The sequence below is a fragment of the Sphingopyxis sp. MC1 genome (assembly GCF_000371385.1).
Classification (GTDB): Bacteria; Pseudomonadota; Alphaproteobacteria; order Sphingomonadales; family Sphingomonadaceae; genus Sphingopyxis; species Sphingopyxis terrae.
In genome coordinates this window covers 29,257-54,545 of record NZ_AOUN01000015.1, presented here as the reverse complement: position 1 = coordinate 54,545, position 25,289 = coordinate 29,257, and the positions used below count along the sequence as shown (strand labels likewise).

Annotated in this window: 21 protein-coding genes; 7 read left to right on the top strand and 14 right to left on the bottom strand. The window is 65.2% G+C overall.

From position 1 onward, the window contains the following. Positions 1-13: 13 nt before the first annotated feature. Positions 14-2,257, bottom strand: coding sequence for a TonB-dependent receptor (locus tag EBMC1_RS14695; RefSeq protein WP_003049496.1), 2,244 nt, complete (start codon positions 2,255-2,257; stop codon positions 14-16). Positions 2,258-2,382: 125 nt separating this feature from the next. Between EBMC1_RS14695 and EBMC1_RS14690 the strand changes: the two genes are divergently transcribed. Beyond that, positions 2,383-2,880 (top strand): DUF3237 domain-containing protein, encoded by a 498-nt coding sequence (locus tag EBMC1_RS14690; RefSeq protein ID WP_003049493.1) that lies wholly within the window; start codon positions 2,383-2,385, stop codon positions 2,878-2,880. Between the two features lie 7 nt (positions 2,881-2,887). Here EBMC1_RS14690 and EBMC1_RS14685 read toward each other — a convergent pair whose 3' ends face one another. After that, on the bottom strand, positions 2,888-4,453 hold the full coding sequence (locus EBMC1_RS14685; protein WP_003049491.1) for a long-chain-fatty-acid--CoA ligase: 1,566 nt from the start codon (positions 4,451-4,453) through the stop codon (positions 2,888-2,890). On the opposite strand from EBMC1_RS14685, the gene EBMC1_RS14680 reads away from it, so the two are divergent. Next, positions 4,434-5,591: a cobalamin-independent methionine synthase II family protein gene (locus tag EBMC1_RS14680; RefSeq protein WP_081611219.1), complete on the top strand. Its 1,158-nt coding sequence runs from the start codon at positions 4,434-4,436 to the stop codon at positions 5,589-5,591. The genes EBMC1_RS14685 and EBMC1_RS14680 overlap by 20 nt on opposite strands. Positions 5,592-5,660: 69 nt before the next feature. On the opposite strand, the gene EBMC1_RS14675 is transcribed toward EBMC1_RS14680, so the two are convergent. From EBMC1_RS14675 to EBMC1_RS14650, 6 genes are all read right to left on the bottom strand, one after another. After that, positions 5,661-6,353, bottom strand: coding sequence for an alpha/beta fold hydrolase (locus EBMC1_RS14675; protein WP_003049485.1), 693 nt, complete (start codon positions 6,351-6,353; stop codon positions 5,661-5,663). A 111-nt stretch (positions 6,354-6,464) separates the two neighbouring features. Then, entirely contained in the window at positions 6,465-7,385 is a 921-nt protein-coding gene (locus EBMC1_RS14670) for an NAD(P)-dependent oxidoreductase (RefSeq protein WP_003049482.1), read from the bottom strand. Next, complete coding sequence (eno, locus tag EBMC1_RS14665) at positions 7,382-8,680, bottom strand: phosphopyruvate hydratase (RefSeq protein ID WP_003049478.1); 1,299 nt, start codon at positions 8,678-8,680, stop codon at positions 7,382-7,384. The genes EBMC1_RS14670 and eno overlap by 4 nt, the downstream gene beginning before the upstream one ends. Then, positions 8,677-9,657 carry a phosphotransferase family protein gene (locus EBMC1_RS14660; RefSeq protein ID WP_003049474.1) on the bottom strand — a complete coding sequence of 327 codons (981 nt, stop codon included), beginning with the start codon at positions 9,655-9,657 and terminating at the stop codon, positions 8,677-8,679. The genes eno and EBMC1_RS14660 overlap by 4 nt, the downstream gene beginning before the upstream one ends. Next, entirely contained in the window at positions 9,658-10,785 is a 1,128-nt protein-coding gene (locus tag EBMC1_RS14655) for an alpha/beta hydrolase (RefSeq protein ID WP_003049473.1), read from the bottom strand. A 123-nt stretch (positions 10,786-10,908) separates the two neighbouring features. Continuing rightward, positions 10,909-12,543 carry a long-chain-fatty-acid--CoA ligase gene (locus EBMC1_RS14650; RefSeq protein ID WP_003049470.1) on the bottom strand — a complete coding sequence of 545 codons (1,635 nt, stop codon included), beginning with the start codon at positions 12,541-12,543 and terminating at the stop codon, positions 10,909-10,911. Between the two features lie 417 nt (positions 12,544-12,960). Between EBMC1_RS14650 and EBMC1_RS14645 the strand changes: the two genes are divergently transcribed. Continuing rightward, positions 12,961-13,398, top strand: coding sequence for a MarR family winged helix-turn-helix transcriptional regulator (locus EBMC1_RS14645; protein ID WP_003049467.1), 438 nt, complete (start codon positions 12,961-12,963; stop codon positions 13,396-13,398). Positions 13,399-13,400: 2 nt separating this feature from the next. Here the strand turns inward: EBMC1_RS14645 and EBMC1_RS14640 are convergent, their stop codons facing one another. Together EBMC1_RS14640 and EBMC1_RS14635 are read right to left on the bottom strand one after the other, a co-directional pair. Further along, positions 13,401-13,976: an NADPH-dependent FMN reductase gene (locus EBMC1_RS14640; protein ID WP_003049463.1), complete on the bottom strand. Its 576-nt coding sequence runs from the start codon at positions 13,974-13,976 to the stop codon at positions 13,401-13,403. Between the two features lie 74 nt (positions 13,977-14,050). After that, the gene (locus EBMC1_RS14635) at positions 14,051-14,557 is read right to left on the bottom strand and encodes a MarR family winged helix-turn-helix transcriptional regulator (protein WP_003049460.1); all 507 of its coding nucleotides are present in this window, start codon (positions 14,555-14,557) and stop codon (positions 14,051-14,053) included. A 131-nt stretch (positions 14,558-14,688) separates the two neighbouring features. Between EBMC1_RS14635 and leuD the strand changes: the two genes are divergently transcribed. Beyond that, positions 14,689-15,267, top strand: a complete 579-nt coding sequence (gene leuD, locus EBMC1_RS14630; protein WP_003049457.1) for a 3-isopropylmalate dehydratase small subunit — start codon at positions 14,689-14,691, stop codon at positions 15,265-15,267. On the opposite strand, the gene leuC is transcribed toward leuD, so the two are convergent. Then, positions 15,264-16,691, bottom strand: coding sequence for a 3-isopropylmalate dehydratase large subunit (leuC, locus tag EBMC1_RS14625; RefSeq protein WP_003049454.1), 1,428 nt, complete (start codon positions 16,689-16,691; stop codon positions 15,264-15,266). The two genes, leuD and leuC, sit on opposite strands and share 4 nt — an antisense overlap. Before the next feature lie 409 nt (positions 16,692-17,100). On the opposite strand from leuC, the gene EBMC1_RS14620 reads away from it, so the two are divergent. The 3 genes from EBMC1_RS14620 (at position 17,101) to EBMC1_RS14610 (ending at position 22,069) form a co-directional block, all read left to right on the top strand. After that, complete coding sequence (locus tag EBMC1_RS14620; protein WP_196795433.1) at positions 17,101-19,374, top strand: TonB-dependent receptor; 2,274 nt, start codon at positions 17,101-17,103, stop codon at positions 19,372-19,374. A 76-nt stretch (positions 19,375-19,450) separates the two neighbouring features. After that, positions 19,451-21,151, top strand: a complete 1,701-nt coding sequence (locus tag EBMC1_RS14615; protein ID WP_003049448.1) for a sulfatase-like hydrolase/transferase — start codon at positions 19,451-19,453, stop codon at positions 21,149-21,151. 9 nt (positions 21,152-21,160) lie between these two features. Continuing rightward, positions 21,161-22,069: an EamA family transporter gene (locus EBMC1_RS14610; protein ID WP_003049445.1), complete on the top strand. Its 909-nt coding sequence runs from the start codon at positions 21,161-21,163 to the stop codon at positions 22,067-22,069. Position 22,070: 1 nt separating this feature from the next. Here the strand turns inward: EBMC1_RS14610 and EBMC1_RS14605 are convergent, their stop codons facing one another. From EBMC1_RS14605 to EBMC1_RS14595, 3 genes are read right to left on the bottom strand one after another with little or no spacing between them, the layout of a single operon-like run. Next, positions 22,071-23,159, bottom strand: coding sequence for an alpha/beta fold hydrolase (locus EBMC1_RS14605; protein WP_003049442.1), 1,089 nt, complete (start codon positions 23,157-23,159; stop codon positions 22,071-22,073). Positions 23,160-23,171: 12 nt separating this feature from the next. Further along, positions 23,172-23,876, bottom strand: coding sequence for a histidine utilization repressor (gene hutC, locus EBMC1_RS14600; RefSeq protein WP_003049438.1), 705 nt, complete (start codon positions 23,874-23,876; stop codon positions 23,172-23,174). Continuing rightward, a complete protein-coding gene (locus EBMC1_RS14595) occupies positions 23,873-25,249 on the bottom strand; it encodes a formimidoylglutamate deiminase (RefSeq protein ID WP_196795431.1) in 1,377 nt (458 codons plus the stop codon). Before EBMC1_RS14595 ends, hutC begins: the two co-directional genes overlap by 4 nt. Between the last annotated feature and the right edge of the window lie 40 nt (positions 25,250-25,289).

Below are 25,289 nucleotides of genomic sequence, written 5' to 3'. Positions count from 1 at the left end.
TCTAGTGGGACTGCTAGAATTTGAAGCCGGCTTCGATCGACAGGTTGCGCGGCGGTTCGAGGTAGAGAATCGCGCGCGGAACCGCAGTGATCGGCGCCGGCAGGTTGAACGCGCTGCCCGTCGTCAGCTCGTTGGTCAGATTCTTGCCGACGAAGGCCAGGAACCAGCGCTCGTCCGCATCCGAAAGCTGCACACGCAGGTCGAGCTTCACATAGCCCTTCTGAATGCCGAAAATCGGGCTCTGATTGTCCGAGTCGAAATATTTCGAGCGGCCCGCGGCGACGCCCGTAATGTCGAGCTTCAGATCGTCGCCCAGCGGCACGCGGCCGTGCGCCGAAACATTGCCGGTCCATTTCGACGTGTAGGCAAGGCGATAGCCGGCGAGATTGTTGGTCGCCGGCGTGCAGGTGCTCGGCTGCGACGCAAGGCAGGCAGCCCCCGGATAATCGTCGTATTTGATGTCCTGATACGCACCCGATGCGGTGATATCGAGGTTGGGCGACAGATAGAGCGCAAGCGATCCTTCGATGCCCTTCGACGTCGCGCTCGCGGCGTTGCCGGTCAGATAGCTGGAGCTTGCCGGCTGATAGACCGAAACCTGCAGATTCTTGAACTGGGTGTCATAGACCGAGACGTTGGCGACGACCTTGCCGTCGAACAGCGTCGATTTGACGCCCGCTTCATAGTTGGTCGAGCGCTCGGGCTTGAATGCGAACGTCGCGTCCGTTGTGCCCAAGGTATTCGACACAAAGCCGCCCGACTTCGAACCGCGGCCATAGGTCGCATAGAGCATGATGCGCGGCGCGACGTCGAACTGCACCGTGACCGACGGATCGACATTGCCTTCGCTGAGCGAACCGTCCGCGCTCGAGATCGGGCGGATCGCGAACGGGCCATAGACCAGCCGCGAAGCGAAATCGGCGTCCTTGCTCGTGTGGCTGTAGCGCAGGCTGCCGATCACGCGGAAGGTGTCGGCAAGGTTCAGCGTACCCTGTCCGAAGAGCGACCAGCTTTCCGAGGTCTGGTTGAAGCGGCTGTCGATGCGGCCGAAATAGGGCGAACCGAACAGGTCGGCGATATTGAATCCCTGCAGCTGGTCGAGCCGGTATTTGCCATGGTCATAATAAGCGCCGACGATGAAGTCGAAGGTGCGGCCGGTCGGCGACAGCAGGCGGATTTCCTGCGAGAATTGCTCGAAGCGCTCGGGGAAGCTGTTGTAGACCGAATTGTTGGTAAACGCGCCGCCGCCGCCCGGGATCGTCTGATCGAAACCGTTGACGATATTGGCGTTGAACCAGCTGTAACCCGTCACCGACGTCAGCGTATAGTCGCCGATCGCGATGTTGCCGGTTCCCGATATCATGACCGACTTGGTCTTGGTCCCTTCATCGCCGAGCGCCGACTTGTCGAGATAGCGGGTAAGGTGCGGATCCTGCGCGCTGGTCAGCGGGCTCGACACGGTAATGCCGCCCACGACATCGCGGTTCGCATATTCGACCTTCGCGGTGTAATCGAAATTGGCCGACGGTTCCCATTTCATCGTCAGGCGGAGAAGCTGCTGCTTGATCTCCGGATCGTCATGATCGGTCGCGAGATTGCGGATATAGCCCTGCTGGTTGAGCACCTTCATCGCGAGGCGCGCGCTCAGCGTGTCGGTCAGCGGCCCCGACAGATAGCCCGAGAAATCGGTGCCCTTGAAATCGAAGTTATAATTGGCGGTCAGCTTGCCTTCGAAGCGGTCCGTCGGCCCCGCCGACACGACGCTGACCGCGCCCGCCGCGGTGTTCTTGCCGAACAGGGCGCCCTGCGGACCGCGCAGCACCTCGACGCGCGCGAGGTCGAAGAAGGGTGCCTGCGCCTGACGCGACCGGCCGGCGTAGACGCCGTCGACATAGAGCGAAACCGACTGGTCGAAGGCGAAGTTCGCGGGCGGCGAACCGAAGCCGCGAATGTAGATCACGTCATTGCCCGCGGTCGACTGGACGAAGACGTTCGGGGTGTAATTCATCACCGCCTTGATATCGTTCGAGTTGAAATCGTCGAGCCGCTGGCCGCTGACGACCTCCATCGAGATCGGAACATCCTGGATGTTCTGGGCGCGCTTTTGCGCGGTCACGATGATTTCATTGCCGCTGCCGCTTGCCCCGGCGGCCGTTTCGGCGCCATCGTCGGCGGTTTGTGCCATCGCCGGCGCGGCGGTGGCCAGCATCGCAAGCGTCGCGACGCCGGCGAGCAGATTCGAATGTCGAGCCTTCATCTTCACCCTCCCATAGAGCCTAGTGCAACGGTACCGGTTTCTTCGTCCGATCCGTCAATCTGATTGACCCTTAGTATACTAATGGTTTTATACTTGTCCAGAGTTTCAAGAGAGGATTCCCGATTATGCCCGACGAAAATCGCCAGAGCGCGCTTGCGAGCCGCCCCTTGTGCACCGTGGAGTTCGAGGTGGGGGGCGGCCTGATCGGGATCGGCGCCTCGCCTTTCGGCGACCAGCGGCTCGGCTATATCACCGGCGGCCGATTTTTCGGACCGCGAATCAACGGCATCGTTCTGCCGGGTGGCGGCAATTGGTCGCGCAGCGGGCGGCTGGGCGAGGCGGCGTCGGTCGGCACCTTCGACGCGCGCGCGGTGTGGCAGACCGACGACGGCGCGCTCATCTACCTCAGCTATACGGGGCGCAGCCTGATCCCCGACGACGTCCGCGCCGCCTTCGCCGACCCTGCCGCGCCCGATGTCGATCCCGCACTTTATTATCTGCGAATCGCGCCTGTGTTCGAGACCGCGAGTCCCCGATACGACTGGCTCAACGGCCTGCTCGCCGTCGGCGTGGGCGAGCGCACCGACTTCGGCGTGCGCCATGTAATCCACGAGATATTATAGGGCGCCCCTAACCCACAGCGCGGTCGCGGCCTTCCCAATAAGGCGCGCGCAGTTCGCGGCGCAGCACCTTGCCCGACGGGTTGCGCGGCAGCGCGTCGATCGTCTCGACGCTCTTCGGCGCCTTGTAGGCAGCGATGCGCTCGCGCGCCCACGCGATGACATCGGCGGGATCGACCGTGGCGCCGGGCGCGGGGACGATCAGCGCCTTGACCGCCTCGCCCCATTTGTCGTCGGGCACGCCGATGACCGCGACATCGGCGACACCGGGGCAACCCATGATCGCGCTTTCGACCTCGGCCGGATAGACATTCTCGCCACCCGACACGATCATGTCCTTGATCCGGTCGTGGACGAAGTAAAAGCCGTCGGCGTCGCGATAGCCGACGTCGCCGGTGTGCAGCCAGCCGCCGATCACGGTTTCGGCGGTCGCCACGGTGCGGTTCCAATATTCCTTCATCACAATGTCGCCGCGGATCGCGATCTCGCCGATCTCACCGTCGCCGAGCGGCCGCCCCTCGCCATCGAGGATCGCCATCTCGGTCTGCGGCCATGGCTGACCACACGAGGTAAGTTTGCCGGGCAGGTCGTGCGCGGCGGGCGAGAGGTAGGAGCCGCCGCCCGAGCTTTCGGTCATGCCGTAGAATTGTACGAAATCGCAGCCGAAGGTCGTGCGCGCGCGGCGCAGCACATCCTCCGCGATCGGCGAGGCGCCATAGGCGATCGACCGCAACGCCGAATAGTCGCCTGTCGCTGCGGCGGGCTGTTGCAGCATCATCTGGATCATCGCGGGCGCGAGGAAGGCGTGCGCAACGCGTTCCTCGGTCAGCATCCGCACCGCATCGTCCGCGGCGAAATCCTTGACCAGCACCAGCCGCCCGCCCTGCGCCAGCCCCGAAAAGCTGACATTGGTCCCGGCAACATGGAACAGCGGCATCACGATCATCACCGTTTCGTCCTCGCCATAGGCGAAGCCGTCGACCTCGGTCGCCATTTCGAGGAAGCGGCGGTAATTCTTGTTGGCGAGCACTACGCCCTTTGGCCGCCCGGTGGTGCCGCTCGTATAGAGCTGCAACACATCGTCGGCGAGTTGCGGCGCGTCGGCGGGCGGGGTCGCGGCCGCATCGCCGAGCCAGGCGTCGAAGCCTTCAAAGTCCGGGTGCGCGCCATAAAGCGCCACCAACCGCGGCTTGTCGGCGAGCCCGGCGACCGCGGCCAGCGCGGTGTCGAAGAAATCCTCGCCCACGAAGAGCAGCTTCGGGGCGGCGTCGCCCAAAATGAAACCAATCTCGCCCGCGGCGAGGCGGCAGTTGATCGGCGCGAGGCAGGCGCGCGCACGCGCGGTGCCGAAGAAGAGCGGATACCAGGCGTCGTGGTTCTTGGTCAGCACCGAAACCCGGTCGCCGGGCGCGGCCCCCGACGCCAGCAGCGCGTTCGCGACCCGGTTCGACTGCGCATCAAGCTCGGCAAAGCTCGTTTCGCGATCTCCATATTTGACCGCGACCGCCTGCCCACGCGCGCGCGCCTGCGCCGCCGGAATATCGGCCAGCGTCCGAATGGCCTCCAGATCGATCATTTCGCTCTCCCATCGTCACTTTGATCTTGAATTAGATAGAATACTAAGCAAATACTTGGCCAGCAAAAAAGCGAGAGGATCCGCCTTGTTCGATCACCCCATCCTGCCGACAACGATCGTCGGAAGCTACCCCCAACCCGATTGGCTGATCGACCGCGAACGATTGAAGGCCAGCCTGCCGCCGCGCGTGCGTGCCGAGACTTTGTGGCGCATCCCCGAACCCTGGCTGGCGGATGCGCAGGAGGCCGCGACCTTGATGGCAATCCGCGATCAGGAAGAGCTGGGCATCGACATCGTCGGCGATGGCGAAATGCGCCGCGAAAGCTATTCGAACCGGCTCGCGACGGCGCTGTCGGGGATCGATACCGAACAGCATGGCACCGCGATCGACCGCACCGGCAACGCCAATCCGGTGCCGCTCGTCTCGGGCCCGATCCGCCGCGTGGCGCCGATCGAGGCGCAGGACGCCGCCTTTCTCCGTCGCCATTCAACCAAGCCGGTCAAGCTGACCCTGCCCGGCCCCTTCACCATGACCCAGCAGGCCGAGAACGCCTATTATCCCGACCTCAGATCGCTCGCGATGGATTATGCCGATGCGGTCAATGCCGAGGTGAAGGATCTGTTCGCCGCCGGCGTCGATGTCGTCCAGCTCGACGAACCCTATCTGCAGGCGCGCGCCGCCGAGGCGAACGCCTATGCGATCGAGGCGATCAACCGCGCGCTCGATGGCGTCGGCGGCACGACCGCGCTGCATATCTGCTTCGGCTATGCGATGGTGCACCACAGCGCGGGGGCAACGGGGCCGAAGCCCAAAGCTTATGATTTCCTCGCCGAACTCGAAGCGTCGGCGATCGACGTGATTTCGATCGAGGCGGCGCAGCCGGGGCTCGACCCCGCGATCCTCGCCGAACTGCCGACCAAGACGATCATGTATGGGGTGCTCGATCTGTCGATCCCCGAGGTCGAGACCCCCGAGGTGGTCGCAGGACGCATCCGCGAGGCGCTGCGCTATGTCGACGCCGAACGGCTGTGGGTCGCGCCTGATTGCGGGATGAAATATCACAGCCGCGACCATAGCCAGGCCAAGCTAAAGGCGATGGTCGACGGGGCGGCGCTGGTTAGGGCGGAGCTGAAATAATATCGTCATCCCGGCGAAGGCCGGGATCTCGACGGTGAGATCCCGGCCTTCGCCGGGATGACGAATTAGTCACGCGTCCATAAATTCCGTCAACAACGGCACCACTAGTTCCGGCGCCTCGACCATCGGCAGATGCCCCGCCCCCGCGATTACCTCCAGCCGCGCGCCCGGAATCGCGTCCAATATCTCCTCATGGTGCGCGCGGCTCGTGATGCCGTCCTTGTCGCCCCAGATCAGCAAGGTCGGCACCGCAATCTCGCGGAGGCGCGGCCGGCTGTCGATGCGCGCCATGATCGCGCGCTGCTGGGCGAGGAAGGTGTCGGCGCCGGTGTCCGCCGCCATCTTTCGCGCAATGCCGAGCAGGCGCGCGTCGCTGCGCTTTTCTTCGGGAAACAGGATCGGGATGCGCTCCTCGACCACCTGATCGAACTGCCCATTCTCGACGAGATCGATATAGCCCTGCCGCCGCGCCGTCTGCGCGGGGCCGTCGGCCGAGGCGAGCGTGGAAATCAGCGCCAGCTTCGCAACCCGCTCGGGCGCGCGACGCATCACCTCGAAGGCGACGAAGCCGCCCATCGCGTGTGCGACCAGCGCAAATTTCGGCGGCGCATTATCGAGCAGCCGCTGCGCGAAACCCGCGATCGTATCGTCGCTGCGGTTGTCCGCGACGATCACCTCGCGGTCGGTCCAGGCATCAAGGAGCGGCTGCCATACCGCGTCGGTCAACAGCTGGCCGGTGATGAGGACGATCGGAAGCGTCATGGGGTCAATCCTAAAGCGTCGTCATTGCGAGGAGCCGAAGGCGACGCGGCAATCCATAGCAGGCGTAAACCGCGCCGGATTGCTTCGCTTCGCTCGCAATGACGAAATATTTCATACCACCTGATGCAGCAGCGCTTCGCCCGCCCCCAGCCGGCGGCAATTCTCATGCGCCACCGTCAGGCTGCGCACGAGCGTCTCGGGGGTCAGCCAAGCGATATGCGGCGCGAGCACCGCATTGGGCAGGCCGAGCAGCGGATTCCCGCGCGGCAACGGCTCCTCCGCAAACACGTCGAGCCCCGCGCCGCGCAGATGGCCCGCGGTCAGCGCCGCGACCAGCCGCTCCTCATCGACCAGTTCGCCGCGCGCGGTGTTCACCAGGACCGCACCCTGCTTCATCGCGAACGGGTCGATGCTGGCGCGCGTCTCTTCGGTCAGCGGCATGTGCAGCGAGACGATATCGCTCTCCGCGAGCAACTGACCAAGCGGCAGAAATTCATAAGGCCCGTCGCGCTCGCTCCGCGCCGTATAGACGACCCGCGCCCCCAGCGCGGCGAGCAGGGGCGCGAGCAGCTGCGCCGAATTGCCGAAGCCGACAAGGCCCACGGTGCGCCCGCCGACCTCGCCCACCGAATCGAGTTCGGACGGATCGGCGGTCCATCCTTCTCCCGCGCGCGTTCGCGCATCGAAGAAACAGGTGCGGCGCAGCACCGCCATCATCAGCGACAGCGCCATTTCGGCGACTGCCTGGCTGTTGGTGCCGGGCATGTTGCACACCGCGACGCCATGCTCGCGCGCCGCGTCGAGCGCAATCGTGTTGACCCCGACGCCGAGCTTCTGGATCAGCTTGAGCCTGGGCGCCGAGGCGATGAAGTCGGCCGTAACTGGCGTCAGCACATGGAGCAGCGCGGTGATCTCGCCAGCCACCGCGTCGAGCGGTGCGGCTTCATCGACATGGGTAACAACGCCCGCGCCGAAGATGGCATCGACCGCCGCGCGGAAGCCGGGGCTTGGGCGGGCGTGGAGAACGATCATGCCGCGACCCGCCCGATCGACCCCGCAAAGGCCGAAAAGCCGGCAAATTCGGCATCGGCGCCCATCGCTTCCTCGATCCGCAGCATCTCGTTCCACTTCGCCATCCGTTCGGAGCGGGTAAAGCTGCCGACCTTCAATTGCCCCGCGTCCCAGCCGGTGGCGAGATGCGCGATCGTGACATCCTCGCTCTCGCCCGAGCGTGCCGAGACGATCGCGCCCCAGCCGCGCGCGACCGCGGCGTCGAGTGCGGCCTTCGCTTCGGTGACGGTGCCGACCTGGTTCACCTTGATCAGCGCCGCATTGCACACCGCCGCATCGCCCGCGCGCTCGACGCGCGCCGCATCGGTGACAAGCACATCGTCGCCGATGATCTGCACCCGGTCGCCGATGGCGGCGGTCACCGCCGCCATCGCGGTCCAGTCATCCTGCCCCGCCGGGTCTTCGATCGACAGGATCGGATAGCGCCCCGCCCATTCGACGATGCGCGCCGCCATCGCCTCGCTCGTCAACCGCCCCTCGTCGAGCGCGAGGCTGTAGCCCGAGGCATCGCCGAGTTCGTTCGCGGCAATGTCGAGCGAGATGAACACGTCTTCGCCCGCGCGGTGCCCGCTCGCCTCGATCGCCTTGGTCAGCGTATCGAGCGCATCCTCGTTCGAGGCGAAATTCGGCCACCAGCCGCCTTCGTCGGCGACCCCCGACAGCGGCCCCTTGGCTTCCATCAGCCTACCCGCGGTGCGATACACATCGTCGGTGATTTCGAGTGCGCGACGAAAGCTGCCCGCCGCGGGGCACATGATCATGAAATCCTGCACGTCGGTGCGCCGCCCGGCGTGGGCGCCGCCGCCGAAAATCTGGATCTCGGGCAGTGGTATTCGCACTTTGCGTTCCCCGGCGAGGTAGCGCCACATCGGCAGCCGCGCATCGGCGGCGGCCGCGTGAAGCACCGCCATCGACACCGCAACGACGGCGTTCGCGCCCAGCCGCGCCTTGTTCGGGGTGCCGTCCAGAGCGCACAGCGCCTTGTCGACCGCCGCCTGATCGCCCGCATCCATGCCGATCAGCGCGGGCGCGATCTCGGCCCCGATCCCGGCAACCGCGCCATTGACGCCATAGCCGCCGAAGGCCGGGCCGCCGTCGCGCAGGTCGATCGCCTCATGCGCGCCGCGCGAGGCCCCGGCTGGCGCGATGGCGCGACCAACCGCGCCCGATTCGAGGGTAACTTCGGCCTCGACCGTGGGGCGGCCACGCGAATCCCAAAGCTGGCGCCCGGTAACCGAAGCGATAGGCGACGTCATTCCTTGGTCCTTTTCCAGTTTGCGACGAGCGCATCGATGGGCGTCGGCGCGAGCAGCAACGCGCGCGCCTGATCGCGCACGATTTGTTTGTGATGGGGATCGGTCAGATAGGGCGCCGGGGATTTGCCCTCGACCCGCGCGAGCAGCAACGCCGCGGTCAGTTTGCCGGCGCGCAGCGCCAGCGCGTCGGCGTCTTCCCAATCGATGCCGGCGCGATAGGCCTCGACCAGTGCCGCCGCGGCCTCGCCGAGCCGTTCGTGCCCCAGCCACACCGCCTTCAGCAGCAGGTGCGTGGTGCAAAAGGCAAGATCGAACGCAGGGTCGCCATAGACCGCGCATTCGGCGTCGAGGAAAACCGGCCCGTCTGCACCGACGAGAATATTCTTGGGGCTGACGTCGCCGTGAACAAGCGCCACCTTGCGCGACGAGAGGTCGTCGGCGAGCGCGTAGAGCGCCGACGCAAGCTCGGCATCCTTTTGCGCAACGAACAGCAGAAAGGGATCGACGCGCAGCGCGCGGAACATCGCATCGGTCGGAAAGGCGTCGCGGTCGGCGGCGCTGTTCGCGGTCGCGGCGTGGACCGCCACGATGCCGCGACCGACAGCCGCCGCGAACGCCGGATCGACACGGCCCGCGATCAATTCATCCTTCCACACCGGACAATCCGGCAGGAAGCGCATCGCGAAGCCGTGGCCGGGCAATTCGGCCAGCACCTCGGGCACCAGATGCGGATCGACACCGCGCGCCCGGCGCAGCCAGCGCACTTCGCTCGCGCCGCGCTCAACCGGCGCGTGCCATTCGGCGGCGACACGCAATTGCTCGAGCGGCCGCTTGACCACGATCGGCCCCGCCGGGCCGTCGACCCGCCACACGTCGCAGGACACGCCGCCGGTCAATGGCTCGAGGACGACCTCCCCCTCGCCCGTCAGCCCGGCCGCGCGCAGTCCTGCAATGATATCGGCGGTCGCCGTGTCCACTTACAGCTTCTCCCGGATCCAGCCGCTGACCAGATCGGCGGCATTTTGCCGTTCTTCGATCGAATCCTCGAAATAATGCGCGCCGGGGATCAGTTCGAGCCTTTTGTCCGCGGTGCCGAGGAAGTCGAAAATCTTGCGCGCATCGCTGGGGAAAACGCCGGTGTCGGCGAGCCCCTGCACCACCAGCGCGGGGGTGTCGTGCTTGGCGAGGTGCGGCTGCCCCTGGCACGGCGATGTTTCGAGGCTCCACATGTTGAGCCAGGTCTTGATCGTATTGGCGCGGCCGATGCTGGGGGTGCGGTTGGCGATTGCCGGGTCGCCGCGATAGCACCAGTTGGGCTTGCGGTCCGACGGGTCGATCGCCGGATCGACGCAGCGAATATCGCCCCAGCAGCGGAACATCGGAAAGATGCGGTCGGGGATTCCCGCCGCGTTTAGCCGCGCGAGTTCGGCCTTTGCCCAGTCGGTGATGCGCTGGTTGCGCGCGCGCTGGCCGGCGCGATATTTTTCGATGAAGGCGTCCGAATAGGGCGGGCCATTGTCGGGATTGAACGGGTCGAGCTCGGGATCGGTCAGCGTCGGATCATTCTCGTCGATCACCGACGCGTCCATCCAGTCGGTCAGCACTTCGGGACGTCCCTGGTGGGCGTTGAAGCTGATATAGAGATCGCCCTTGATGAGCTGCGCCAGCGCATCCTGGCCGGCGGGCGGCAGCCGGTCGGTCAAGGTCGGCGCGATTGCTTCCGCCTGATAGGCGCCCATCAGCGAGCCGCCGCCCGAATTGCCGAGGATCACGATCTGTTCGACCCCGGCCTCTTCTTTCAGCCACTTCATCCCGACCCCGATGTCGAGGATGGCATGTTCGAGCAGGAACTGGTCCTCGAACCCGCGATAGCGCGTATTCCAGCCGAGAAAGCCGAAACCGGCGCGGGCAAAATAGGGCGCGATATAATGTTCGGAAAAATCGACATTATAATGGGTGGCGATGATCGCGACCTTGGGCCGCTTGCCCGCCTCGGTCCAATAGATGCCCTGACAGGGATGGCCGCCCGCCTGAATCCGCGGCGCGGTCGGCGACGTGCGGCCGATGAATTGTGCGTCCAGTCCTGCAATCCCGTTCGGGTCCATCAGTCTCTCTCCTGCCTGTTATATCTCATAATCGTCATCCCGGACTTGATCCGGGATCCATTTAACCAGCGTCGAGAGAATGGATCCCGGATCAAGTCCGGGATGACGAGCGTGGGAAACATATTAACGGCTCACCTCGAAGGGCAGTTCATACCCCTCCAGCCCGGCGCGGATGGCCTTCTTGTCGATCTTGCCCGTCGGGCCGAGCGGGATGGCGTCGACGAACACTATGTCGTCGGGCATCCACCATCTGGCGATCTTGCCATCCAGATAGCTGCGAATATCGTCGGCGCGCGCCTGCACGCCCGGCTTGAGCTCGCAGAGCAGGATCGGCCGCTCGTCCCATTTGGGATGCGCGATGCCGACGACCGCGGCGATGGCAACCGCGGGATGGCCGGTCGCGATATTCTCTATCTCGATCGAACTGATCCACTCACCGCCCGATTTGACCACATCCTTCGCGCGGTCGGTAATCTGCATATAGCCTTCGCCGTCGATCGTGCTGACATCGCCGGTATCGAAAAAGCCCTCATCGTCGAGCACATCGCCGCCTTCCCCGCCGAAATAGCCGCGCGCGATCGTCGGCCCCTTGATCATCAGCCGCCCCGGCGTCTTGCCATCGTGCGGCAGGCGGTGGCCGGCATCATCGACCAGCTTCATCTCCAGCCCGCACAGAAGACGCCCCTGCTTGAGCTTGTACGCCATCTGCGCGTCGTCCCCCTTCGCCGCGACCGAGGCATTGGGGACCGACACGGTGCCGAGCGGCGACGTTTCGGTCATCCCCCACCCCTGGATGACATCGACGCCATAATCGTCGCGGAAGGTGCGGATCAGCGATTCGGGGCACGCCGACCCGCCGATCGTGACGCGTTCCAGCGTCGTGAAGCGCTTGCCATTTTCCTGCATATATTGGAGCAGCATCTGCCACACGGTCGGCACCGCGGCCGAATAGGTCACGCCCTCCTCCTCGATCAGATTATAGATGGATTCGCCGTCCATCCGCTGTCCGGGCAGCACCAGCTTCGCGCCGACCGCGGGCGCCGAATAGACGACGCCCCACGCATTGGCATGATACATCGGAACGACGAGCAGCACGGTGTCTCGCGCCGACAAGGCCAGCGCATCGCGCTGCAGCGTCATCAGCATGTGGATATAGTTGGAGCGATGCGAATAGAGCACGCCCTTGGGATTGCCCGTCGTCCCGCTGGTGTAGCACAGGCCGCAGGCGCTGTTTTCGTCGAACCCGCCCCAGTCATGTTCGGCGGGATAGCCCGCGATCCAGTCGTCGAACGCCAGCGCGGGATAGGGTGTTTGCGGCAGCGCAGCGCGATCGCAGAAAAAGATCACCTGCTCGATCGACGGCACCTGTGCCAGCAATTCGCCGACCAGGTCGGCCACCGCCGGATCGGCGATCAGCAACCTGTCGGCGGCATGATTGGCGATATAGGCGATCTGCTCCATGAACAGCCGTGGATTGAGCGTGTGAAGCACCGCCCCGATCCCCGCGGCGCCATACCAGGCGGCGAGGTGCCGCGCGCCATTCCACCCCATCGTCGCGACGCGGTCGCCCGGCTTGATCCCGGCGGCCACCAGCGCGTTCGACACCCGCTTTGCATCGGCGTGGATCGCGGCATAGGTCGACCGGGTGACGCGCCCTTCGACGTCGCGTGACACGACTTCGCGCGCGCCGTGCCAGGCCGCCGCATGGTCGAAAATCCGGTCGACCGTCAGCGGGACATTCTGCATCAATCCGTCCATCGGCGGCGCCTCTTCCTCGCTCATCCCAAAAACATAGTATACTAAGTATTTTGTCTTTACACGCTCAGCCACGCCTTGCCTAGCCCCCGCGCTTCTTCTAGGGTCAGGACCCATTAATTCCGCGTTCGAGGTTTGAAGCGATTTTGCTCAGGGCGAGGAGAAAAGGCGAAGGAATATGAATATATTTCAAGTCTTTTCGACGACGCCATGGGCAAAATCGGTCAAATCCCGCAGGGACGCCGAAATGGCTTCGATCTCAGGCCCGCGCGGCCTTGCGAGTAGCGATGCTACCCGCTGCACCCGCCCGAACCCGATATCTTCGCCATTTCGATGCCTCGATCGTGGAATTAATGGGTCCTGACCCTAGCGTGCGCGCCATCGGCGTGCCGCCGAAAACGGGGAATATCGCGTCACTCCATGCGCACCAACCAGCTTATCATCGCTCTTTTCCAACGCTTCTGCTGGCTCGACGAAGGACTGCAGGCGCGGCTGCACGATCGCGGCTGGCCCGACATCAGCCGCCCGCAATCGATGGTGATGACGAATATCGTCAGCGGCATCGTGCGCCCGTCGGACATCGCGCGCAATCTGGGCGTCTCGCGGCAGGCGATTCACAGCACGATCAACCAGATGGTCAAGCTGGGCATGGTCGAACTGGCGCCCGATCCCGACGACCGGCGGCACATGATCGTCTCGCTCACCGAAACGGGCGCCCGGATGCGTCAGGACGCGCAGCGCGCGATGGATCAGCTCGCCGATCAGCTGGCCGATCGGCTTGGCCATGATCGCTTCGACGCCTTGCTCGCGACGCTCGAGGCCGACTGGGGCGACAACAAGGAACGCCGCCCGGCCTAGGGTCAGGCGGCGAGCGCGGCCGCCACCTTGGCGAGTCGCATCGCCGTCATGTCGACCAGCGATGCGGGCAGCGCGTCCTTCAACGCGCCGCTCTCGTCGAAAGCGGCATGCGCGTTGGGGATCAGCACCTGTTCGGGAATCACGAGCGCCTGCACCGTCGACAGGATCTGGCGCAGATGGATCAGGCCGCGCAACCCGCCGAACGGGCTGACCGAGGCCGACATGATCGCCGCCGCCTTGCCGCGATAGGCGACGAGCGCGACAAGCCCCTCGTCGCCGGTCGGCCGCGACGCCCAGTCGATCGCATTTTTGAGCAGCGGCGATACCGAGCCATTATATTCGGGCGAGACGAACAACAGCCCGTCTTGCGCCGCAAAGACCCGTTTCAGCCGCTCGGCATCGGCGGGAAAGGCGCCGGACTCGATCGCGGCCGAATAGAGCGGCAGGTCGTAGCCGGCGAGATCGACGTCGGTGACCTCAGCCCCTTGCGCCTCGAGCGCGCGAATGGCGAGCCTGCCCAGCGCCCGGTTGAACGATCCTTCGCGCGTGCTTCCGACGACAACCGCAATTTTCGGCAATTTACCCTCCCCGCGATAATAATTAGAATACTAACCTATTATCGCGGACGTCCGCAAGCCCGTTGCGAAAGGGGTCAGGCCTTGATGTCGGACAGCGTCGACAGCTTGGCGGTTTCGTCGGCCAGATTCTCGATCACGCGGCGCATGAGCGCCTGCAGCGTTTCGACCTCTTCATCGGTCATGCCGCGGGTCGCGATTTCATGGACCTCGGCATTCATCGGCGCGAGGATCAGCTCGAGCTTGCGGGCGTGCGGGGTCAGATGGATGAAGGTCTTGCGCCGGTCGTCCGACGTCTTCTTGCGGGTGATGAAGCCCGCCTTCTCCAGCCCCTTGAGCGCGACCACCGTCGTCGGTTCGCGCATGCCGACACGCTCGCTGAGCTCGCGCTGGGTAATGCCGTCCTCGCGCCACAGCTGGCGCAGGAACCGCCATTGCCCCGCCGACACATCATAGGTCAGCGTCCCGCGCTCGAGCAGCCGCGAAAAGGAGCGGAAGACGATGCGCGCCAGATAGCCGATGCTGTTTTCGGGATTGGTGTAATATTCAGCCGGATGCCGAAACGTCTGGGTCTTCTTCGCCAATTCTCTTCCCCTTTTCCCGAACCTTAGGGGCCTATGATTTGCCCGGCAATATGCTTCGATGTACCAATATCGGTGGACAGGGAGGGGCAACCCATATACTTAGTGTTCTAAGTTATGGAAAGGATAATCGGATGTTCGACCGGCTGACCGCCGTGGCGGCGCCGCTGCCGATCGCCAACCTCGATACCGACATGGTCATTCCGGCGCGCTTCATGAAAGCCTTGTCGCGAACCGGACTGGGGCGGCATCTGTTCCAGGAATTGCGCTACGCGCCCGATGGCGTGGAGCGTGAGGATTTCGTGCTGAACCGCGGCGCAACCCGCGGCGCGCAGATATTGATCGCCGACCGCAATTTCGGCTGCGGCTCGTCGCGCGAACATGCGGTGTGGGCACTCCGCGACTTCGGCATCCGCTGCGTGATCGCGCCGAGCTTCGGCGATATTTTTTCGAACAATGCGCGCAAAAACGGCCTGCTGCTGATCCGGCTGCCCGCCGCAATCTGCGACCGGCTCCGCGACGAGGTCGCGCTCGCGCAATTCGCGCCGATGACCGTCGACCTCGTCGAGCAGCGCCTCACGCTGGCGTCGGGTGAAGGCATCGATTTTGCCATCGACCCCGACGATCGCCGCACGCTGCTGGACGGACGCGACGACATCGCGCGCACCTTGCGGCACGAGGCCGCGATCACCCGCTTCGAAACGGCGGCCTAGCCCGATCCTTCATCGGTCAGGATCGCCGGATCGGCGATGCAACCGGCAATCGCGCTCGCCGCCGCGAGCGCGGGGCTCATCAGATGGGTGCGGCCGCCGCGCCCCTGCCTATTCTCGAAATTGCGGTTCGACGTCGCGGCGCAGCGTTCGCCGGGCAAAAGGCGGTCCGCGTTCATCCCGACGCACATCGAACAGCCGGGCTCGCGCCAGTCGAAGCCCGCCGCGCGCAAGATGCGGTCGATCCATTCCGCCTCGGCCTGTCGTTTGACCAGCCCCGACCCCGGCACGACCATGGCGCGCACATGGTCCGCGACCCGGCGCCCCTCGACCACCGCCGCGACGACGCGCAGATCTTCGATGCGGCTGTTGGTACAGCTTCCGATGAAGACGCGATCGATCGGGGTCCCGGCGATCGGGCGGCCCGGCGTCAGGCCCATATAGGCGAGCGCGCGCTCGGCAACCGCGCGCGCGTCGGGATCGGCCAGGCAAGCGGGATCGGGGACGACGCCGTCGATCGCAATCACCTGCGACGGATTGGTGCCCCAGCTGACCATCGGCGCGACCGCGCCGGCATCGATCCGCAATTCGCGGTCGAAGGCGGCCCCGGCGTCGGTCGGCAAGGCGCGCCAGCGCGCCAGCGCCGCGGTCCAGGCATCGCCCTTCGGCACCGCCGGCCGATCCGCGAGATAGGCGAAGGTCGTGTCGTCGGGCGCGATCAGTCCGGCGCGCGCGCCCATTTCGATGCTGAGATTGCACAGCGTCATCCGCGCTTCCATCGACAGCGCCCCGATCGCGCTGCCCGCATATTCGATGACATGACCCGTCGCCCCGTCGACGCCGATCGCCGCGAGCAGATGCAGCGCCAGATCCTTTGCCTGGACATGCGGACGCAGCACGCCATCGACGGTGATCCGCATGTTGCGCGAACGGCGCTGGCGGATCGTCTGCGTCGCCAGCACATGTTCGACTTCGGAGGTGCCGATGCCGAAGGCGAGCGCGCCGAACGCGCCGTGCGTCGATGTGTGGCTGTCGCCGCACACGATCGTCATGCCGGGCTGCGAGCGCCCCTGTTCGGGGCCGACGACATGGACGATGCCACCGCGCGGGTCTCCCATGGCGAAATTCTCGATGCCGTGCCGCGCCGTGTTGCTGACCAGCGCCTCGAGCTGCGCGCGCGCTTCGATATCGGCCACTCCGGCGGGCCCGGCGGCCTGTCCTTCGGTCGGGACATTATGATCCGACAGCGCGAGCGCCCGCTCGGGCCGGCGGACCCCCCGCCCCGCCTCCTCGAGCGCGGAGAAGGCCTGCGGCGACGTCACTTCGTGCAACAGGTGCAGATCGACATAGAGCAGGGTTTCACCATCGTCCTCGGCAACGGCGTGCGCGTCCCATATCTTGTCGTAGAGCGTGCGCGGGCCGGTCATCGATTCGGCGCCTGCACCGCGCCCGGATTTTCGAAAGACGTCACCCTGTCCTTGCTCCCCGCCGAGCAGATTCTCACTGCTGCCATTTACTTAGGATTCTAACTTATATGGCGAGCAAGCATGTCGAATCAAGCGGTTTTGCGTGGGGCCAGCCTGTCACAAAATCACAATACTTAGTAGTTGAAGTATTTTTCAGTCCTGCTAAGCATGCGGTGGGAACGGAGGATAGAGTCGCTCCACCGGCACGATAATCGGGCACAAGACGATGCCCGGCGCCGGCGGCAAAATGGGCAGCCTGCCACAGCATCACCCCGTTTCATGGACTGACAAGGCCGGATGCGAACCCGCATTTCCGCCGCGCTGGCGCGTGCGGGAGCGGATCGATGCGGCCATCATGTGGGAGGATATGATGACGACGCGCTTGTTCCTGCTTTCGACCGCCATGGTCGCGCTTGGCACCGCACCAACGGCGGCGCATGCCCAGACCGGCGAAACCGCCGCGGCGGAGGAAGTCGCCACCGGCGCCGAAGACAATAGCTATGGCGACATCGTCGTCACCGCGCAGCGCCGCAGCGAAAGCGTGCAGAATGTCCCGATCGCGATTTCGGCTTTCAATGCCGAGATGGTCGAAGCGAGCGGCAGCACCAACATCACCAGCCTCAACGGCCTGGCGCCCAATGTGGTTCTGCAGACGCAGGGCCTCGTCGCCAATGTGCCGATGATCTCGATCCGCGGCATGAGCACCGCCGATCCCGATCCCAACGCCGATCCGAAGGTCAGCACGATCATCGACGGCGTCTATATTCCCTTCGTGTCGAGCACGATGCTCGACCTGTTCGACGTCGAACGGATCGAGGTGCTCAAGGGGCCGCAGGGCGTGCTGTTCGGCAAGAACAACCTCGCCGGCACGATCAACGTCATTACCGCGCGCCCTACCGACGATTTCGGCGGCGAAGCGCGCGTCAGCCTGGGATCCTACGGGCTCAAGCAGTTCCGCGGCAAGCTCAACAGCGGCCGCTTCGCCGATGGCGCGCTGGCCGCCAAAATCTCGGTCAATTTCCGCGACTATGACGGCTACAGCCGCAACGTCATCACCGGCAACCGCCTCAACGGCGCCAATGTGAAGGCGGTGCGCGGCGCGCTCAACTATGACCATGGCGGGCCGTTCGATTCGACGCTGGTCGTCGATTGGCTGAAGCAAAAGACGACCGGTCCGGCGCCGCACGTCCTCGACAATGGCGATCCCAATTGGGATCTGCTGCCCGACGCGGTGAAGACCGACGTGCGCAAAGCGGCGGTGCTGTTCGATCCCTATGCAAATACCGAAAGCTATGGCGGATCCTGGTCGTCGAACCTCGACGTGGGCTGGGGCACGATCAGTTCGGTTCTGGGCTATCGTCACCTCACCTATATCACCCGCGGCGACTTCGACGGGCTGATCAATCCCGCCCCGCAGCTCGACGTGACCCGCGACTTTTCGGGCGAATCCAAAAGCGCAGAGCTGCGCTACGTGTCGCCGGCCGGCGAGCCCGTCGATTTCGTCGTCGGCCTCTATTATCAGGCCGACAAATGGCGTCAGTTCAACACGGTGCTCGCCACCCCGACCACGACGACGCTCGCCCAGCTTCATCAGGACACGCAGAGCTATGCGATGTTCGCGCTCGTCAACGCGCATCCGGTCGAGGGGCTGACGCTGTCGCTTGGCGGGCGCTACAGCCACGACCGCAAGAAATATGACATCGCCTCGCAGGTGTTCGTCAACGGCAACCAGGCTTCGTCCTTCACGAGCAGCCTGAAGGCGTCATGGGCCGAATTCACGCCGCGCCTGACCGCCGAATATCGCTTCTCGCCCGCCGCCATGGTCTACGCCAACTATTCGCAGGGGTATAAATCGGGCGGTTTCAACTCGCGCGGGACGATCCCCGAAAATATCGGTCCCTATAACCCCGAACGCGTCAACGCGTTCGAAATCGGCGCCAAGACCGACTTGTTCGACCGGTTGCTACGCTTCAACGTGTCGGGCTTCATCAACAAGTATCGCGATCTGCAAAGCTCGGTGACGAAGATGGGCGCGGTACGGGCGGAGAATATCACGACCAACATCGCGGCCGCCAAAATATCGGGCTTCGAAATCGAAACGCTGCTGCGCCCCGCCGCCAATTTCACCATCGGCGCGAACCTTGCCTATCTGCATGCGCGCTACACCGATTTCTGCGCGGATACGAACGGGGTCTTCACCAACGGCGCACCCGAACCCGGCCAGTGCGGACCGGCGGTGCCGATCCTGATCAACGGGGTGCCGAACGGCACCTTCGCCGTCCCGACCGATTCGAGCGGCCTCGACCTCGCCAATGCGCCCAAATGGAGCGGCAGCCTGTCGGTCGATTACACCATTCCGATGGCGTTCGGCGAGATCAAGCTGCACAGCGACGCGCGCTATTCGTCGCGCTTCAACACCTGGGGCCGCAGCAACCTTGACGGCTATTACCGTGACGAGGTGGTGCTGCTCAACGCCAGCATCGCGGTCGCGGGACAGGACGACAAATGGAAGGTGACGCTCTACGGCACCAACCTGACCGATCAGGAAGTGATTTCGGGCGCCACCAACGCCGGCGCGACCCCGATCTCGCAATTCTATCAGCCGCCGCGCGAATTCGGGGTGGACCTGTCGTTCAAATTCTGACGCAATCCGTCCGCGGCGCTTCCTTGCCGAAGCGCCGCGGATCGCGTTTCGGGACTGCTGGCCAAGGGAGATTGAGATGGCTTGGGATGTGAACCGCCGCACGTTCGTCGGGGGAATGGGGGCGCTCGCCGCCGCAGGCCTCGCAATGCCGACCTATGCGAAGAACGGCAAGAAGCTCAACGTCCTGATGATCGTCACCGATCAGGAACAGAGCGTCGCCAGCTATCCCGAGGGTCTGCTCGAAAAGCTCCCCGCGCACCGCGAACTGATGGAACGCGGGATGCTCGTCGAAAATTATCATGTGCACACGACCCCCTGCACCCCGTCGCGCTCGACGATCTTTCAGGCGCACCATACGCAGCAGACGGGCCTGTTCCTCAACAGCGACAACGCCCCCTATCCGGTGGCGGCGGAAACCATGCCGACGCTCGGCCACATGATGCAGGCGGCGGGCTATTACACCAGCTACAAGGGCAAATGGCACCTCAGCCGGATCAATTACGAGCGCAACTGGACTCGGATTCCAGGCGGCATCTATCCGACGACCGAAAATGCCATGGAGAAATACGGCTTCCACGATTACGGCTTCGATGGCGAGGAAGTCGGGCTGACATGGGACGGCTACAGGGCCGACATGTATGTTGCGGGCGACGCGGCGCGCGCGATCTTCGATTATGCACGCAACGACAAGGCTGGCGGCAAGCCGTGGTTCCAGGTCGTCGGTCTGGTCAATCCGCACGACATCATGTTCTATGACGCGACGGGCAAGCAGGCCGAAAGCCGCCCCGATCCGAACATATTGGGGCCGCTGCGCCGCGAACCCGGCGATCCGATCTACGAGGTCGACAACAAGTTCGACCTGCCCGAAAGCTTCAGCAGGGACGATCTGTCGACGAAGCCCGAGGCGCATCGCGCGATCGTCCGGCTGAACGACGTTTTCTACGGCAAGATGGCGCACGACGATCTCGCCTCGTGGCACCGCTTCAACAATTATTACTATAACTGCCTGCGCGACGTCGATCGGCGGCTCGGCCAGTTGCTCTGGGCGCTCAAGGAAAGCGGCCAGATCGACAATACGATCATCATCTATACCAGCGACCATGGCGAGCGCGCCGCCGCGCACGGGATGCGCCAGAAGGGCGCGACCATGTACCGCGAGGAAACCAATATCCCGATGATCATCGCCCACCCCGATTTCCCCGGCGGGCGGTCGACCAAGGGACTGATGGGCGCGATCGATATCGCCCCGACGCTGATGACGCTCGCCGGCCTGTCCACCGACGAACAGCAGAACCGTTTCCCCGGCCTGCCGGGAGTGGATGTGTCGGCGCTGCTCGGATCGCCGACGCTGCCGACGCAGCGCGACAAGACGGGCCACCTCTTCAACTACGCGGTCGTCCATTATTGGGAGCCGACCAAGGACCGCGCCGCCAAGCTGCCAAGCGGCGAACCCGATTACAGCAAGCAATATGATCTGTCGAAGCGCCGCCTGCACCGCGGCGTCCATGACGGCCGCTACAAATTCGCGCGCTATTTCGCGCCGGCGCATCATCACACGCCGACCGACTGGAAGACGCTGGCCGCGATAAACGATCTCGAGCTATACGACACCCACGCCGACCCGGGCGAGATCGTCAATCTGGCGTACGATCCCAAGCAGAAGGCGAATGTGCTGCGGCTCAACAAGATGGTCAACGCGCTGGTCGCACGCGAGGTGGGCGAAGATGACGGCCGCGAATATCCGGGGCCGACGGAGATGTATAATCAGCCCGCCTGACGCCGCTGCATGAACCCCATCTGGCTTCCCGCCTCGCTGTTCGGCGGGCTCTTTCAGGCGTGGCGCACTGCGCTGCAGCAGCGGCTGCGCGCCGAACTGAGCGTCAGCGGCGCGGGGCTGGTCCGCTATCTCTACGGCCTGCCCTTCGCGCTCGCCTTTGCGGTCGCCTGGCTCGGCGCGCGCCATGCGGCGCTGCCACCGCTCGGCCTCGCCTTCGCCGGCCTGTCGGCGGTCGGCGCGGTGACCCAGATGGCGGGGACCATCCTGCTCATCACCGCCTTCGGCCATCGCGGCTTCGTCGTCGGCACCGCCTTTTCCAAGACCGAAGCGGTGCAGGCGGCGCTCGTCACCGCATTGTTCCTCGGCGAACAGCTGCCGCTGCTTGCCTGGGCGGGTATCGTTGCAGGGGTCGCCGGGGTACTGATCCTCGCGCTTGCGGGACGCGGGCTGACGCTGCGCGAAATTGCGGGCTCGCTCGGTCAGCCGGCCGCGTTGTTCGGGCTCGGCGCGGGGTCGATGTTCGCCTGCGCCGCGGTCGCGATAAAGCTTGCCACCGCCGAGCTGCAGGGCGTCGATACGGTGGGATCGGCGCTCGTCACCCTCGTCGTGGTGATGGCGATGCAAAGCGCGCTGCATCTTGCGTGGATCATCGCGCGCGACCGCGAAACGCTCGCCGCGGTCGGCCGGACGTGGCGCTCCTCGGCGCAGGTCGGGCTGCTATCGGCGCTCGGATCGGCGTGCTGGTACACCGGCTTCGCCGCCGCCCCCGCGGCACTGGTCCGCGTCGTCGGGCAAGTCGAGGTGGTGTTCACCATCGCCTTTGCGCATTTCTATCTGCGCGAGCCCGTCCGCTGGCACGAGACGCTGGGGCTGCTGCTGGTTGTGGGCGGCGTCATCCTCGCGCTGCTGTCGACATAATTCAGCGCAGCGGCGGCAATCCGTCCATGATCGCGGTCAGCGCGAGCGCATTTTCGCGCTCCATCGCGCTGTGTCCCGCATTGGTGACGACGTAAGTGGCGGGCTCGCGCCCCGCGTCGCGCAGCGCCGCGACCAGCCGCGACGCCTGTGTCAGCGGACACACCTCATCGAAGCGGCCGTGGACGATATGCACGGGGATGGACGCAAGCGTAGACGCGCCGCCGATCAGATGACCGGGTTCCAGAAACAGGTCGTTTGCAAAGAAATGCGCCTCGATCTGCGCAAAGCATAGCGCGAAGTCGGCATCGCCGAACTTGCCGGTCGCGCCATGTTCGGGAATCAGGTTGGAGATCGTCCCTTCCCACAGCGACCAGACGAGCGCGGCATGCAGCTGCCGCTCGCGTTCGGCGTCGGTCTGCGGCACCATGTCGAAGATCGCCTTGTACGACGCCATCACATCGCGCCGTTCGGCGACCGACAGCACGCCGAGCAGTTCGGCCCATTCGTCAGGATAGTTGATATAGGCGCCGGGCGCGGTCAGCGCATAGGGCGCCTCGTGCCAGGTCGCAGCATTGCCCTGATACAGATAGTCGAGATCCTCGGCCGATCCCAGAAAGATGCCGCGCAGGATCAGGCTGGCGCAATGCTGCGGAAAGGCGATGGCATAGGCCATGGCGAGCGTGCTGCCCCAGCTGCCCCCGAACACATGCATCGGCCCCGCGATGTCCAGCGCATCGCGCAGCCGGTTGATGTCGTCGATCAGGTGCGGCGTATCATTGTGTCGCAGCGCCGCGGCGGGGCCAGCGGCGGCGACATTGGGCTCGCTCTTGCCGCAGCCGCGCTGGTCGAACAGGATGATGCGATAGCGCGCCGGATCGAAAAAGCGCGCCATCTCGGGCGAGCAGGCGCCGCCCGGCCCGCCGTGAAGAACCATCACCGGCTCGCCGCCCGCGGCGCCATATTCCTCCCAATAGATGCGGTGCCCCGCCTCGGCATCGACGTCCAGCCAGCCGCTGCGCCGCGGCTCCGCCGCCGGATAACGCCAGCCGTCGCCGATCTTGCTGCTGGTTTCGAGACGCGAAAAATCCATGACCATTCCTCTTCAGGGCCGAAAATGCGCGACGAGCGCGTAGCGGTCGCCCGGATAGACCTGCCGCGCATAGGTGATGCGCTCGGCGCCGCGCCACGTCCAGCGTTCGAGCGCCATGCAGGCCGCGCCCGCCGCGATGCCGAGCGCGACCAGTTCCTTCGCCCCGGCATTGACCGCGGTGATGCGATGCTCGGCCTCGGTCCAGGGAACATGCGCGAGCAGCCACGATCCCGGCGGCTCGACCGCGAAATCGACGTCGGCCGCGCCGGGCACCGCCGCCAGATTGATGAGGCGCCTCTCGAGCGCATAGGGCCGCCCGCCGGCATGGTGGCGGCACTCGATCGCGAGCACCGACCCGCCGTCGATCTGAAGCAGGCGCCGATCCTCCTCGTTCGCTGCGCGAATTTCGCGGCGGTCGAGGTCGAGCCGATAATCCTCGCCCTGCTGCGCCACCTCGTCGCGGATATCGGGAATTTCGAGCGCGGCGCGATGAATACGCGGGTGCGAAACGAAGGTGCCAGCGCGCTTGCGGCTTTCGATCAGCCCCGCCTCGACCAAGGCGCGCAGCGCCCGGTTCACGGTCATCCGCGAACAGCCATAGGTCGCCATCAATTGATGTTCATAGGGGATGCGGTCGCCGGGCTTCCATTCGCCCGACATGATCCGCGCCTCGATATCGCGGCGGATCTGCGCATGGAGAGCGCCGCTTAGCTTCATGCGAGCAGCGCCTGCATCGCGTCCCGATAGCGCGCGTCGATCGCCGCGCGCGCAACATGGCGGCCGCCCGCGACGCATTGGACGCCGCGGCGCCAGACGCAGTCGACCAGGCGGCCGCCTCGCCCGAAGATCCAGCTGTCGAGGATCGCATCGCCGCGCCGCCCGGCGAGCGCGGGGTCGGCCGCAGTCAGGCTGACAAGATCGGCCGCCGCGCCGGTCGCAATGCCGTGCCCCGCCTGCCCCAGTGCCTGTCCCCCGCCCGCCTGCGCCGCCTGGTGGAGCGCGGCGCCGGTCGAACGCCCCGCACCGCCCGCGAGCAGATTGCGGCCGCGATGCGCCAGCCGCTGACCATATTCGAGCAGGCGCAGTTCGGCCGCCGCGTCGATCTCGACATTGGAATCCGAGCCGACCCCGAAGCGGCCACCGCCCGCCAGAAACTCGCGTGCCGGGAACACACCGTCGCCAAGATTGGCCTCGGTGATCGGGCACAGCCCGACGACGGCCCCGCTCTGCGCGATCGCGCGCCATTCGGCTTCGGTGACATGCGTCGCGTGAACGAGGCACCAGTCGGCGCCGACCTCGGCGTTCGCCATCAGCCATTCGACAGGCCGGGCGCCGCTCCAGGCTTGGCACGCCTCGACCTCGGCCATCTGTTCGGCGATATGGATATGCACCGGCGCGCCGGCCGCCATTGCTGCAACAGCGGTCAGTTCGCTGGCGGTCGCCGCGCGCAGGCTGTGCGGCGCGACGCCGACGATGGCATCACCCAGTCCCGCAACCGCGGCACGCGACGCGTCGAGCAACGCGGCATAGCTGTCGAGGTCGCTGACGAAGCGTCGCTGCGCCGCGGTCGGGGCCGCGCCGCCGAACCCCGAATGAGCATAGAAGACGGGAAGCAGGGTCAGACCAATCCCCGTTTCATCGGCCGCCGCCGCAATCGCCTGCGCCATCGCCGCGACATCGCCATAGGGCCGGCCGTCAGGCGATTGATGCAGATAATGAAATTCGCCGACGCGGGTAAAACCGCTCTCCAGCATTTCGGCATAGGCGAGCGCGGCGATCGCGCGCATGCCGTCTGGATCGAGCCGGTCGACGAAGCGATACATGACTTCGCGCCACGTCCAGAAACTGTCGTCGCCTTCGCCCGCGCGCTCGGCGAGGCCCGCCATGCCGCGCTGAAAGGCATGGCTGTGCAGATCGGGCAGGCCGGGGATCAGGATAGCGTGCCGGTCGTCGCCCGGCTGCGGCGGCGCCGCCACCTCGATCGCACCGATATGGCCATCGACGATCGTCAGCCGGACATTTTCCGCCCAGCCCTCCGCCAGCCACGCCTGTTCGCACCAAAGCGCCATCGCTTCATCCCGTCTGGACATTCTTCCGCGTTCGGATTTATGTATATACATTATTGAGTCG

Coding starts and splice junctions, on each gene's coding strand:
- EBMC1_RS14695 (WP_003049496.1), bottom strand. CDS start 2,257: ATGAAGGCTCGACATTCGAATCTGCTCGCCGGCGTCGCGACGCTTGCG.
- EBMC1_RS14690 (WP_003049493.1), top strand. CDS start 2,383: ATGCCCGACGAAAATCGCCAGAGCGCGCTTGCGAGCCGCCCCTTGTGC.
- EBMC1_RS14680 (WP_081611219.1), top strand. CDS start 4,434: ATGGCCTCCAGATCGATCATTTCGCTCTCCCATCGTCACTTTGATCTT.
- EBMC1_RS14685 (WP_003049491.1), bottom strand. CDS start 4,453: ATGATCGATCTGGAGGCCATTCGGACGCTGGCCGATATTCCGGCGGCG.
- EBMC1_RS14675 (WP_003049485.1), bottom strand. CDS start 6,353: ATGACGCTTCCGATCGTCCTCATCACCGGCCAGCTGTTGACCGACGCG.
- EBMC1_RS14670 (WP_003049482.1), bottom strand. CDS start 7,385: ATGATCGTTCTCCACGCCCGCCCAAGCCCCGGCTTCCGCGCGGCGGTC.
- eno (WP_003049478.1), bottom strand. CDS start 8,680: ATGACGTCGCCTATCGCTTCGGTTACCGGGCGCCAGCTTTGGGATTCG.
- EBMC1_RS14655 (WP_003049473.1), bottom strand. CDS start 10,785: ATGGACCCGAACGGGATTGCAGGACTGGACGCACAATTCATCGGCCGC.
- EBMC1_RS14650 (WP_003049470.1), bottom strand. CDS start 12,543: ATGGACGGATTGATGCAGAATGTCCCGCTGACGGTCGACCGGATTTTC.
- EBMC1_RS14645 (WP_003049467.1), top strand. CDS start 12,961: ATGCGCACCAACCAGCTTATCATCGCTCTTTTCCAACGCTTCTGCTGG.
- leuD (WP_003049457.1), top strand. CDS start 14,689: ATGTTCGACCGGCTGACCGCCGTGGCGGCGCCGCTGCCGATCGCCAAC.
- leuC (WP_003049454.1), bottom strand. CDS start 16,691: ATGACCGGCCCGCGCACGCTCTACGACAAGATATGGGACGCGCACGCC.
- EBMC1_RS14620 (WP_196795433.1), top strand. CDS start 17,101: ATGACGACGCGCTTGTTCCTGCTTTCGACCGCCATGGTCGCGCTTGGC.
- EBMC1_RS14615 (WP_003049448.1), top strand. CDS start 19,451: ATGGCTTGGGATGTGAACCGCCGCACGTTCGTCGGGGGAATGGGGGCG.
- EBMC1_RS14610 (WP_003049445.1), top strand. CDS start 21,161: ATGAACCCCATCTGGCTTCCCGCCTCGCTGTTCGGCGGGCTCTTTCAG.
- EBMC1_RS14605 (WP_003049442.1), bottom strand. CDS start 23,159: ATGGATTTTTCGCGTCTCGAAACCAGCAGCAAGATCGGCGACGGCTGG.
- hutC (WP_003049438.1), bottom strand. CDS start 23,876: ATGAAGCTAAGCGGCGCTCTCCATGCGCAGATCCGCCGCGATATCGAG.
- EBMC1_RS14595 (WP_196795431.1), bottom strand. CDS start 25,249: ATGTCCAGACGGGATGAAGCGATGGCGCTTTGGTGCGAACAGGCGTGG.